This is a genomic window from Bacillus sp. BS1807G30, from assembly GCF_040047675.1.
Taxonomy (GTDB): Bacteria; Bacillota; Bacilli; order Bacillales; family Bacillaceae; genus Bacillus; species Bacillus altitudinis.
Genome location: NZ_CP157353.1, coordinates 2,692,181 through 2,703,934 on the forward strand (window position 1 = coordinate 2,692,181; position 11,754 = coordinate 2,703,934).

Annotated in this window: 10 protein-coding genes and 1 riboswitch; of the genes, 2 read left to right on the plus strand and 8 right to left on the minus strand. The window is 42.1% G+C overall.

The genetic code is table 11. The features are described from left to right. Positions 1-3 precede the first annotated feature (3 nt). Together asnB and metK are read right to left on the minus strand one after the other, a co-directional pair. Positions 4-1,902 carry an asparagine synthase (glutamine-hydrolyzing) gene (asnB, locus tag ABG082_RS13835; RefSeq protein WP_017358361.1) on the minus strand — a complete coding sequence of 633 codons (1,899 nt, stop codon included), beginning with the start codon at positions 1,900-1,902 and terminating at the stop codon, positions 4-6. A gap of 148 nt (positions 1,903-2,050) precedes the next feature. Then, on the minus strand, positions 2,051-3,253 hold the full coding sequence (gene metK, locus ABG082_RS13840) for a methionine adenosyltransferase (protein WP_008342973.1): 1,203 nt from the start codon (positions 3,251-3,253) through the stop codon (positions 2,051-2,053). Positions 3,254-3,448: 195 nt separating this feature from the next. Beyond that, positions 3,449-3,583: riboswitch (SAM riboswitch) on the minus strand. A gap of 225 nt (positions 3,584-3,808) precedes the next feature. Between metK and pckA the strand changes: the two genes are divergently transcribed. Continuing rightward, positions 3,809-5,395 carry a phosphoenolpyruvate carboxykinase (ATP) gene (gene pckA / locus ABG082_RS13845; RefSeq protein ID WP_007501908.1) on the plus strand — a complete coding sequence of 529 codons (1,587 nt, stop codon included), beginning with the start codon at positions 3,809-3,811 and terminating at the stop codon, positions 5,393-5,395. A gap of 40 nt (positions 5,396-5,435) precedes the next feature. On the opposite strand, the gene ABG082_RS13850 is transcribed toward pckA, so the two are convergent. The 6 genes from ABG082_RS13850 to ABG082_RS13875 are packed head-to-tail and all read right to left on the minus strand — an operon-like array spanning position 5,436 to position 10,571. Continuing rightward, positions 5,436-5,678 carry a DUF2584 domain-containing protein gene (locus tag ABG082_RS13850; protein WP_017358362.1) on the minus strand — a complete coding sequence of 81 codons (243 nt, stop codon included), beginning with the start codon at positions 5,676-5,678 and terminating at the stop codon, positions 5,436-5,438. Positions 5,679-5,716: 38 nt separating this feature from the next. Next, positions 5,717-6,511, minus strand: a complete 795-nt coding sequence (locus ABG082_RS13855) for a prolyl oligopeptidase family serine peptidase (RefSeq protein WP_008342969.1) — start codon at positions 6,509-6,511, stop codon at positions 5,717-5,719. 26 nt (positions 6,512-6,537) lie between these two features. Beyond that, positions 6,538-8,019: a phytoene desaturase family protein gene (gene crtI / locus ABG082_RS13860; protein ID WP_348936190.1), complete on the minus strand. Its 1,482-nt coding sequence runs from the start codon at positions 8,017-8,019 to the stop codon at positions 6,538-6,540. Further along, complete coding sequence (locus tag ABG082_RS13865; RefSeq protein ID WP_348936191.1) at positions 8,016-9,143, minus strand: glycosyltransferase; 1,128 nt, start codon at positions 9,141-9,143, stop codon at positions 8,016-8,018. Before ABG082_RS13865 ends, crtI begins: the two co-directional genes overlap by 4 nt. Then, a complete protein-coding gene (locus ABG082_RS13870) occupies positions 9,128-9,874 on the minus strand; it encodes a lysophospholipid acyltransferase family protein (RefSeq protein ID WP_272511824.1) in 747 nt (248 codons plus the stop codon). The genes ABG082_RS13865 and ABG082_RS13870 overlap by 16 nt, the downstream gene beginning before the upstream one ends. After that, a complete protein-coding gene (locus ABG082_RS13875; protein ID WP_348936192.1) occupies positions 9,843-10,571 on the minus strand; it encodes a carotenoid biosynthesis protein in 729 nt (242 codons plus the stop codon). Before ABG082_RS13875 ends, ABG082_RS13870 begins: the two co-directional genes overlap by 32 nt. 173 nt (positions 10,572-10,744) lie before the next feature. Here ABG082_RS13875 and ABG082_RS13880 point away from each other — a divergent pair, with 173 nt between their 5' ends. Then, the gene (locus ABG082_RS13880; protein ID WP_348936193.1) at positions 10,745-11,746 is read left to right on the plus strand and encodes an ABC transporter substrate-binding protein; all 1,002 of its coding nucleotides are present in this window, start codon (positions 10,745-10,747) and stop codon (positions 11,744-11,746) included. Positions 11,747-11,754 lie beyond the last annotated feature (8 nt).

Consider the following 11,754-nt stretch of genomic DNA (forward strand, 5'->3'; position numbering starts at 1 on the left):
TCATTAGCTAAAAATAACTTCTTTCGGCTGGTGATTCAACTGCTCTGGATCAATGCTGCGCTCTACATAGATGCTATGCCAGATCATAAAGATCAGGACAGTCCAAATCTTACGGCTATGATCTGCTTTTCCAGCACAATGATCATTTAATAAATCAAGAACATATGCCTTGTTAATGTATTCATCTGTTTGACTGTTTTTAATGATATCTTTCGCCCAAGCGTTCATCTCATTTTTCAGCCAATGACGAATTGGCACAGGGAAACCTAGTTTTTTACGGTTTAACACATGGTCCGGCACAATGCCTTCTGCTGCTTTACGCAATAAATATTTCGTTGTACCGTCTTTCGTTTTCAGCTCTTCTGGAATTTTAGAAGCTGCTTCAAATACGACCTTATCAAGGAATGGAACACGAAGCTCAAGAGAATTGGCCATTGTCATCTTATCTGCTTTCAGCAGGATATCCCCGCGCATCCACGTATGGATATCAACATATTGCATTTTGTTAATATCACTGTAGCCTGCACTTTCCTCGAAGTATGTTTTCGTCACGTCACGATACGTGATGTTCGGATCATACTGCTTTAAGAGGTTTTTCTTCACTGGCTCTTCAAAGATTTTCGCATTGCCGATATAACGTTCCTCTAATGGCGTACAGCCGCGAACGATAAAGCTTTTCCCTTTCATTCCTTCTGGCATTAAACGAGCCAGACGAAGAAGAAGCTTTTTCAGCATGGATGGTACAGATTCAAAAGGCTTTAGAGATAGCGGCTCACGGTAAATATTATATCCACCGAATAGCTCGTCTGCTCCCTCACCTGAAAGAACAACTGTGACTTGTTTTTTCGCTTCTTTTGCTACGAAATACAATGGAATCGCCGCTGGATCAGCCAAAGGATCATCTAAATGCCAGACGATCTTTGGAAGCTCATTCATATATTCCTCAGGAGAAATCACAGCACTAAAGTTTTGCAATCCCAGCTTATCAGCTGTTTCTTTTGCTACATCCACTTCACTGAATCCATCCTGCTGGAAACCAACAGAGAATGTCTTCAGTTCAGGGTGAAATTCCTTTGCGACCGACACGATGAAAGAAGAATCGATCCCGCCTGATAGGAATGAACCAACAGGCACATCACTTCTCATGTGGACTTTTACAGAATCATAGATAGCATCACGTACTTCTTCTACTAATTTCTGCTCTTGTGTTTGTTCAGGTTTGAATTGAACTTTCCAGTAAGTCTTAAATGCAATGTCTTGGCCTGGACGCAGTGTAAACTGATGACCTGGCTCAACTTTGTGCACTTTTTGATCAAGTGTATTTGGCTCAGGAACGAACTGAAAAGACATGTACTGCTGCAAAGCAGTCTCATCAAATAAAATGTTCTCATTCACAGCCATTAAGCTTTTGCGTTCAGAAGCAAAGTACACTTGGTCATCTATTTGTGTAAAATAGAGCGGTTTAATGCCGAAAGGATCTCTTGCGCCATATAATAACTGCGCTTCTTTATCCCAAATTAAAAAGGCAAACATGCCGCGAAGCTTCGATGCCGCTTCTTCTTTATAGTGACGATATGTGGCAAGAAGGACTTCCGTATCAGAATCTGTGCTGAACGTATAGCCTTTTTTCACAAGCTCTTCTTTCAGCTCCACATAGTTATAAATTTCTCCGTTGAAAATAATCCAATATTTTTCATCTTCATAAGAAAGCGGCTGCTTTCCGTGTTCAACATCTATAATACTTAAACGTCTAAATCCAAATCCTACATGCTCATCATGAAAGTACCCCTCATCATCCGGACCTCGATGAACGATGAGACGATTCATTTGCTTAATTAACTCTTCCTGCTCAGTAGTTTCGGACAATGGACGGTGATTAAATACACCAACAAACCCACACATATTATTGCCTCCACGTTATGTTATTTCTTAAAAGTAGACCTATAATTAGACAGTATTTTGTCCAATTTTGTTTCACATTTTTACGCTTTTTGTAGAATTTTTTTTAATCAAAAGGAAAACCGCTTAAAATAAGCGGTTTTGTATGTTGTTATTCTCCTAATGCTTCCTTGCGAAGCGTGTCGGCTTTATCCGTTTTTTCCCATGGAAGATCCAAGTCATGACGGCCAAAATGTCCGTATGCAGCGGTTTGTTTATAGATCGGACGACGTAAGTCAAGCATTTTAATAATGCCAGCTGGACGAAGATCAAAGTTTGCACGTACCACTTCAATTAATTTCTCTTCAGAGGCTTTTCCTGTTCCAAATGTATCAATTGAAATGGAGACAGGCTGTGCAACACCAATTGCATAAGCAAGCTGCACTTCACATGAATCTGCAAGACCAGCTGCTACGATGTTTTTCGCTACATAGCGAGCCGCATATGCTGCAGAACGGTCAACCTTCGTTGCATCCTTACCAGAGAAAGCACCGCCACCGTGACGAGCATACCCGCCATAAGTGTCAACGATGATTTTACGTCCAGTTAAACCAGCATCCCCTTGAGGTCCACCGATAACAAAGCGGCCTGTTGGGTTGATGAAGTATTTTGTTTCTTCATCGATCAGTTCACTTGGAACGACAGGGCGGATGACATGCTCTTTTAAGTCGCTTTGAATTTGTTCAAGCGTCACTTCTGGTGCATGCTGTGTAGAAATAACCACCGTATCAATACGAACTGGTTTGTTTTGTTCATCATATTCAACTGTTACTTGAGTTTTTCCGTCTGGACGAAGGTATGCAAGTGTTTCATTCTTGCGTACTTCTGTTAAACGGCGAGATAATTTATGTGCAAGAGAAATCGGCAGTGGCATAAGCTCTTCAGTTTCGTTGTTTGCAAAACCAAACATCAGACCTTGGTCACCTGCACCGATCGCATCAATTTCTTCTTCAGTCATTGTTCCTTCACGTGCTTCAAGCGCTTTGTCTACACCTTGCGCAATATCAGCAGACTGTTCATCAATTGATGTAAGAACCGCACATGTTTCCGCATCAAAACCATATTTCGCACGTGTGTAGCCAATTTCCTTAATCGTGTCACGCACCGTCTTTGGAATGTCAACATAAGTAGACGTTGTAATCTCACCGCTTACTAATACGAGACCGGTTGTTACAGAAGTTTCACAGGCAACACGTGCATTTGGATCTTTCTTTAAAATTTCATCCAAAATGCTGTCTGAAATTTGATCACAGATTTTATCTGGATGTCCTTCGGTCACTGATTCTGAAGTAAATAAACGACGATTTTGACTCATAATGGCAATTTCCTCCTGTACAAGACCACATCATCCCAAGATGAGGCCTCCAATATGATACGGAACTCGTTCCCTCTTATATTTCAACATGTTTATATTAGAGATGTTATTGGCAATTTGTTCATATGATATCCCAAAAATAAAAAAACCATTTCCTTCATTGCGAGGAAAGGGTCTGAGATCGCATGCCTTTCACTCTTATCGCTCAAGGTGTTCTTGTACCTTGCATCAGGTTAGCACCTTGGTTTCTCAGCATGTTCATGCCTTTTTCATAAGAAACCGGTTGCTGGGCTTCATCGGGCCTGTCCCTCCACCAACTCGGGATAAGAGTATCCGTTCAATAAGATATCTTATCTTAAACCCTTGCGTCATGTCAATGGTTCATAGGAATTATCTCCCCTTTTTTTCACCTCATCATTAGCATCACCAAAAAGCATATTTTCATAGCAGAAATGAAAAAACACACACAAAAATGTTTAAATAGTATAGACTATTATTATCAATGTGTTATACTAATTAAAACAAACAAATTCAACGGTAAAGGAAGGGTTTTTTATGAACTCAGTGGATTTAAAAGAAGATTTGCAGTCATTGCTCTCATTAGAAAATACGCACCAAAATTTATCTGTTCCGAAACTTGTTGAAAAGATTTTGGCACGTAATGAAGGCGTTTTAACTTCAACTGGTGCTGTCCGCGCCACAACGGGTGCCTACACTGGACGTTCGCCTAAAGATAAATTCATCGTAAAAGAAGAAAACTCTGAACATAAAATTGATTGGGGTCAAGTCAATCAGCCGATCTCGAAAGAGGCATTTGATCGTTTATATACAAAGGTTGTGTCATACTTAAAAGAACGTGATGAACTATTTGTCTTTGATGGTTTTGCCGGTGCTGACGAAAAATACCGTATGCCCATTACAGTTGTAAATGAATTCGCTTGGCACAATCTTTTTGCAAAGCAGCTATTCATCAGACCTGATGGATCAACACCATCATCAAACGAAAAACCTTTCACCATCTTATCTGCACCTCACTTTAAAGCAGATCCTGAAACAGATGGCACAAACTCTGAAACGTTTATTATCGTTTCTTTTGAAAAACGGACGATTCTGATCGGTGGAACAGAATATGCAGGAGAGATGAAAAAATCCATTTTCTCTGTTATGAACTACCTGCTTCCTGAACAAGATATTTTATCAATGCACTGCTCTGCTAACGTCGGTCAAGAAGGCGATGTTGCTTTATTTTTCGGCCTTTCAGGTACTGGAAAAACGACGCTTTCTGCAAGTGCAAGCCGCAAGCTGATTGGAGACGATGAGCACGGCTGGTCTAACACAGGTGTCTTCAATATTGAAGGCGGATGCTATGCAAAATGCGTAAACTTAAGTGAAGAAAAAGAACCACAAATTTACAAAGCCATCAGCTTCGGATCAGTGCTTGAAAATGTAGTACTTGATGAAGAAACACGTGAAGCAGATTATGATGACACATTCTTTACTGAAAATACACGTGCGGCTTACCCAATCGAAATGATTGATAACATCGTGAAACCAAGTATTGCAGGTCACCCATCTGCCATCGTCTTTTTAACAGCTGATGCATTCGGTGTTTTACCTCCAATCAGCCGTTTAACGAAAGAACAGGCGATGTACCACTTCTTGAGCGGTTACACAAGTAAATTAGCGGGAACTGAGCGTGGCGTGACGTCACCAGAAACAACGTTCTCTACTTGCTTTGGTTCACCATTCTTGCCACTTCCTGCTCATGTCTATGCTGAAATGCTTGGTAAAAAAATCGATGAGCACGGTGCAAAAGTATTCCTTGTGAATACAGGCTGGACTGGCGGCGGCTACGGTACGGGCAAACGAATGAATCTTGCTCATACAAGAGCAATGGTGCAGGCAGCGATCGAAGGAGATCTTGACAACGCTGAAATGATCACTGACGACATCTTCGGATTACACATCCCGCTTCATATTCCAGGAGTGCCAGATGAAGTGCTTCAGCCTGCTAAAACATGGGACGATCAAGAGGCTTACAAAGAAAAAGCAAACTTCCTTGCAAATGAATTTAAAAAGAACTTTAAAAAATTCAGCCATGCAGCAAGTGATATTGAAGCAAAAGGCGGACCACTCGTCTAATCAAAAGGAAAAAGCTGAGGGAATGAATCCCTCAGCTTTTTTAGTTCGTTGAATGCAATGACACAAGACGGTACGTCACCTTCGTGATATTGTCTGTGAGCTCCAGCTTTTCAACATGTGCTGTTCCTGTTTTTTCTCCGTCTTTCGTTTTACGCACCTCAAGCGGAATATTTAATGGATAAATGCGGTACCCTTCCTTCATGAGCTCAAACACATTTTCTTCAATTCTTGTCTCTTTTCCTTTTGTGACAATCATTGTATTAAATTCAACAGGCATTCCCATAATGAAAATCCCCCTACTTTCTATATTTCTTTCTACGTTTATTTTACCACATTTCCGCCTTTTCGGCTGTGCATCCATGTCGTCAGCCGTCTGACAATCTCCCGGTTATGCTGTGGCGGGAAATAATGATGATATCCGTGAAAATACCATGTTTCCACAGACTTGCCATGCTGACGCAGTGCATCTTCTAATAAATACGCATGCTCAATGGATACATTCTCATCCAGCTCCCCATGAATGATTAAGACAGGTGCTTCAATTTGGTGCACATCATTCAAAGGCGTTCTAGCCTCATATGCTTCTGGTACCTTATGCGGAGGACCTCCTATTACACGCTTCATCATTCTTCTCATATCCACACGTTCTTCATAGGTGAGCTTCATATCACTTACGCCTCCCCATGTCACAAAGGAAGCGGCCTCATGCTTCATTTCAACAGCGGTCCATATGCCCATAATTCCGCCACGGGAAAAACCAAAGATATGAATGCGCTCCTGCTTCACCTTTTGATGATGTTTCAACAGCTGAAATGCAGCAAATGCATCTTTCCGATCTTCTCCGGCAAAATCCTCGTTCCCTTCGCCTCCTTGATTCCCTCGGTAGAAGGGCGCAAAGACGACAAACCCTTGCGCAGCAAATTGCACAATTCGGCCAGGTCTAACCATTCCCACATTTTTAATGCCGCCGCGTAAATATAAAAAACCGTCATAGAGACCTTCTCCGGCCGGTTCAGCGAGCAGCCCCTTCATTCGAAGTCCATCGGCCTCATATGTCACTGTATATAAGTGAATATGCGGATGTGGCGACGGAAACCTTCTCTTTTCCACAATCACTTGAATTCTCTCCTTTTCATTCGGTGTTACGTCAAATGCTTGATGATGGCTTCTGCGACGAGCTGTCCTGATTTTGTCACCATCGGAGTGCCACCGCCTGGATGACTTGTGCCACCAACAAACCAAAGCCCTTCAATATCCTTTGATTGATTATTGATGCGAAAAAATGCCTGCTTGAATGAGTTTGACGACATGCCATAAATGGCCCCATGATACGCTCCCGTTTTTTGCTGCAAATCAAGCGGGGTTTGTACCGCTTCAAATTCTACAAGCTGGTCAAGATCAAAGAGACCCTTTTCCTTTAGTTTTGTTTTCATATGCTGGCCATATGTCTCCTTTAGCATGTCCCAATTTTGCTCTTTTGTCACATATGGCGCATTGGCTAATACAAACAAGTTACTTCTTCCTGGCCCTCCGCTTAAAGCTGGCTCTGAATGACCTGAATAACAGATGTAAAGCGTCGGATCATGAGGAAGCTGTTTTTTCTGAAAAATATCCTTGAATTCTTGTTCATAATTCTCTGGAAAAAACACGTTGTGATGAGACAATTGTTCATAGACTTTAGGGACGCCCAACAAAAGAACAAAACCTGATAACGATGGCTCAATGTTTGCCAGTTTTTGATTTCCAAAGCTCGGGCGGTCTTCTTCATCAATTAATTGGCGATAAACAGTCAGTGCATCTGCCCCCGCAATGACTTGATCTGCTTCATATAACTGCTGATCCGTTTCAACTCCTTGGATTCGCTTATTCTTCACATGAATCTTTTTGACTCGTTCATTGAGATGAATTTGGACACCCAATTCCTTTGCCAGTGTCTCAAATGCCTCAACTAAACGATACGTACCGCCCTTAATACCATAAATGCCTTTTTCTCCTTCTAAATAAGCCATCATATTAAAAATAGCAGGTGCCTCGTATGGAGAAGAGCCAATGTAAGTCGCATACCGGCCAAACATCGCCAATGTATGAGGATGACGAAAATATTGACGTAGCAAGCGCTGAACGGATGTAAAAGGTTTGACAGCAAGAAGGGCTTTCATTAGCTTGACATCCGCTTTATCCTTCCAAGTCAATAATAAACGATTTAAAAACTGATCCTCTGCCATTTGAAAAAGCTTCTTCGATTCCTGTAAAAATGCCCGGTATTGCTGTGCATCCTCTGGACTAAAAACTGCAATTTGTGATTCCATTTGCTCAATATCTGGCGTAAACTCGACCGTATGTCCATCTGCAAAAACGTTTTTAGTAAGGGGAGAAATCGGATAAAACGTCACATAATCCTCCATTCGTCTATGACAGGAGGTAAATACTTCTTCAAAATACGCCTTCATTGTAATGGTACTCGGCCCTAAATCAAAAGAGTAGCCGGCCGCTTGATGGCGTTGTAATTTCCCGCCTAAAGAAGCTTCTTTTTCTAAAATGGTGACCTGGAACCCGCGTGACTGTAAGCGAATCGCAGCCGATAACCCGCCAAGTCCGCCGCCAATAATGATCACTTTTTTCATTCGTACCTTCTTCCTTTCCATTCATAGCCTTCTTTTTTCAGCCCAATTTTCATAGAAGCAAAACCAATGGCCATCAGGCTTATGATACTGACCGGCAATAAAAAGGCCATCGTAGACGTTCTTCCATTTTCGATATCAATGACCGCTTTAATGGATACACCCAGCCCGTAGCAAAGAAGGGCTAAACAGAGATTGACCACATCAAAATGAATCAGTGCGATCATAAAGCAAATAACAGGAACTACATAAAGGACGGAGTATAAACAAAAGACACTGCTTAACAAAGCAATGCTTCGATTCACTCCCGGGAACAAATTTTTCCGATATCCTTCCCATACTTCCTGTCCACTCTCATACATTCTCATGTAGACAAAAGAATGAATACTTGCCAGTGTGAACGGAAAGCCCTTCGCTTTCACTCGTTTAGCCAAAGCCATATCGTCCACAAGAGAATCCTTGATCGCTTCATGACCACCTATTTCGTGATAACAGTTCTTTTCAATGGCAATAAAGCCGCCATGTGCTGCGGCAAAAGCAGGATGTTGAGATGTTCTGACCCACTTCACTGGCAGATGACAGCCAATCGTAAACATCATCATAGGAACCACAAGATGCTCAAAAGGCGTTCCCGTTTTTTGCTCTGGGAAACCTGAGAGCATGCCCGTTTTTTGTATGCATAACTGCTTGTACACCGCTTCAATAGCTCCTTGTTTTAAGCGGACATCTGCATCTAAAAATAACAGCCAATCAGAAGATGCTGCCTCAGCAAGCTGGGAACAAGCATATGATTTTCCAAGCCATCCTCGTTTCAGTACTTGACCTGACTGCACACGAATCCATGGATATGTCTCTGCGAAGCCCTCTGCAATCATTCTCGTCTGATCTGTCGAGTGATCATCCAGCACGATCAACTCTTTCGGATGGAGACGCTGATCAACAATCGACTGAAGGCAGGCTTCCAGCCGTTTTTCTTCATTTCTCGCTGGAATGAGGATCGATAATGAAATGGGTTCATCAGGTGAAAGAGATGCCGGCTTGAGTACAGGAAATTGCTTCATATTCCAAATCGTAAACATCAATTGGCAGATCAGCAAAACGCTGATGACAATTAAGAAGACCGCCATGTTTTCACCCACTTTTTAAAGGAATCAAACGCATCACTAGTTGACCGGCTTGTCCTTGTCACCTGCCTAAATTGTTCGTTTGTTGAAAAATCTGGATCAGCAATAACCTGTGCTTGATGTGCGTTTAACTGTGTTTCAAGCAGGTCTCCGAGTAAACTTGTTACTTCCTTACTGCGAAGTGATCCGCCAGCTACTAGGACATCTTCTCCAAACTCAACCGATACCGTCGGTTTTTGAAATTGATTAAATGTATAATGCAGCGTCACAGGTTTGATGACGACCTGCTCAAATTGCCTGACTAAAAAAGAAGCTCCGCCTTCCAGTTCAAGCGGCCGTGTGTCTTGGTGTATAATTTTCCCCTGCGGGAAGAGCCACACAGCCCCGCCAGCCTCCATCTTCTCCTTTGCAGTCATTAATGCCTGCTTGACACTTTTCAGCTTCTCTTTATGAACTGGAAATGCACCAAGTTTTTGAAAAAAAGCATATTGCTTCAACTGCTTCTCTTCCATCATCATGGCATGATCCAGCTCAGACATTTGTTCTATTAAAAGAAAAATGATCAGTCCATCCCACCATGAACTGTGATTGGCAAGATAAAGAACAGGATGCTTCTCCTTTGGATCAACCGTACCTTTCATCATGACACAGCGAAAATGTTTGTTCAGTAAATATCGTTCAAGATAAAAATAAAAGAGTCGTCTAAACGATCGGTTTTTGTCGCTTTCTTTCAAATCGAACCCTTCCTTCACACAAGATGACAATGATCAGTGCTAAATAAAAAATGACATCCAGCCCGCCCTTTAATGCTAAAAGACCAAAGAAGAACACCATGGCCTGATAAATACGCCCATTCCAGCGCAATGCCTGCTGATCAATGGAGACGAGCGGGAACAGAAATGAAAGTCCTGCTCCAATGATACCCCAGCTGACAAAATTCTCAAAAGGGATACCAAAGAAACCTCCGCCGTCATACCACACCCAAAACTTTCGTTCAGCTGCTACCGGATCTAATATGAGATCAAGCAGCACAATCCATATACCCGTTTCGACGGCTCGTTTCCACTTCGATTGTTGTCTTGATAAAAAAAGACTATTTAAAAACACACCAACCCATGCAAAAGCGATCGTCAAAGGTACTCCCGCCACAAGAAATCCAAGCGTCGGATAATAATCATAGGCCCCAAATGGAAAATCAGTTGTGACCCCCACCCATTCAACCGTAAACGTCAACACACCCACAATGGCTGCTCTTACGATCACAAAGCTCCATGCCCCGTAAATATTTCGGCCAATCTCAATGACGCAGCAGGCGTAAAGCACAAGAAAGATACCATTCGCAAACTGAAGCCATGCCGGCACTTCAAAAAAGACCATTAAAATAAGACCCACTACATACCATCCAACAAATACCCAACTCAATCTATACACGAAACCGCTCCTTTATTTCTACCAAATTCAAGAAAGCATTCATGCTTCTAGTATAGAAAAAAAGACACGTTCTATAAATAAACAATGCGCTTCTTATTTCATCTAGGCACTCACCAAAAATCCCTTTTGACATACTTTAATTAGTGATCTAGAACAAAGGAGGCGAATTACTCTTGAATCGTTCCATTAAAGTCAGACTGGCATTCATATTCGTTGTCCTGCTCTTTATTCCATTTGTCGCCTGTAAAAAAGACCAAGAGCAGACCGTACAAGTAGCCGAGGTGACCCATTCGGTCTTTTATGCACCGCTTTATGTCGCCCTATCCGAAGGATTTTTCAAAGATGAAGGCTTAGAGGTTGAATTAAAAACCACTTGGGGCGGCGATAAAACAATGACAGCTCTCTTATCCGGCGGCGCTGATATCGCTCTGACCGGATCTGAATCTTCTATTTATGTGGAAGCACAAGACACGAAAGACTCTGTCATGAACTTTGCACAGCTGACACAAACAGACGGTACATTTCTTGTTTCAAGGGAAAAAATCAATCAATTCTCTTGGGATCTATTGAAAGGAAAGGACTTTCTCGGACAACGGAAAGGCGGCATGCCGCAAATGGTCGGTGAATATGTCCTGAAAAAAGAAGGCATTGATTTGAAACAGGATCTTCGCATGATTCAAAATATTGATTTTGCCAACATTTCAGGTGCTTTTTCCTCTGGAACTGGCGATTTTGTGCAGTTATTCGAACCGACAGCTTCCTTAATTGAAAAAGAAGGCAAAGGGTACATTACCGCCTCCTTTGGTGAGGCTTCCGGCAAGGTGCCTTATACCACCTTTATGGCAAAGAAGAGTTACTTAGAGGAAAACAAAGAGACAGCGGAAGCCTTTACTCGTGCCATTTACAAAGCGCAAAAATGGGTCAAAGCAAAGAGACCAGAGGAGATTGCCAAGACAATCCAATCTCAATTTCCTGATACAGACCTTGATGTCTTATCAACAGCCATTAAACGCTACAAGCAGCAGAACTCCTACGCAACAGATCCCCTTCTAAATGAAGAGGAATGGAACAAATTACAGGAAATCATGAAGGCAAGTGGTGAACTGCCGGAATTTATTCCGTACAAACAACTTGTCGATACATCCATTGCCAAGAAGGTCACAGATCACAAATAGAACAGGAG

Coding starts and splice junctions, on each gene's coding strand:
- asnB (WP_017358361.1), bottom strand. CDS start 1,902: ATGTGTGGGTTTGTTGGTGTATTTAATCACCGTCCATTGTCCGAAACT.
- metK (WP_008342973.1), bottom strand. CDS start 3,253: ATGAGTCAAAATCGTCGTTTATTTACTTCAGAATCAGTGACCGAAGGA.
- pckA (WP_007501908.1), top strand. CDS start 3,809: ATGAACTCAGTGGATTTAAAAGAAGATTTGCAGTCATTGCTCTCATTA.
- ABG082_RS13850 (WP_017358362.1), bottom strand. CDS start 5,678: ATGGGAATGCCTGTTGAATTTAATACAATGATTGTCACAAAAGGAAAA.
- crtI (WP_348936190.1), bottom strand. CDS start 8,019: ATGAAAAAAGTGATCATTATTGGCGGCGGACTTGGCGGGTTATCGGCT.
- ABG082_RS13865 (WP_348936191.1), bottom strand. CDS start 9,143: ATGGCGGTCTTCTTAATTGTCATCAGCGTTTTGCTGATCTGCCAATTG.